We start from the raw sequence: 248 nt of genomic DNA, 5'->3' as shown, positions 1-248 counted from the left end.
CCCTGCTGAATTTCCAGACCCTGATCAGCGACCTCACCGGCCTGCCGATTGCCAACGCCTCCCTGCTCGACGAAGCCACGGCCGCCGCCGAAGCCATGACCTTCTGCAAGCGCCTGAGCAAGAACAAAAGCAGCAACGCGTTCTTCGCTTCGGTGCACAGCCACCCACAAACCCTCGACGTCCTGCGCACTCGCGCCGAACCACTGGGCATCGATGTAGTAGTGGGCGATGAGCGCGAACTGACCGAC

General features: G+C 62.5%; 1 protein-coding gene. It reads left to right on the top strand.

Annotated features, from left to right (window positions below; translation table 11 throughout):
- Positions 1-248: hypothetical protein (locus SB765_RS32420; RefSeq protein WP_410932867.1), on the top strand; the 248-nt coding region annotated here is incomplete at both ends.

The organism is Pseudomonas sp. SIMBA_067 (assembly GCF_046534675.1).
Lineage (GTDB): Bacteria > Pseudomonadota > Gammaproteobacteria > Pseudomonadales > Pseudomonadaceae > Aquipseudomonas > Aquipseudomonas putida.
This window is presented reverse-complemented; position numbering and strand designations above follow the sequence as displayed.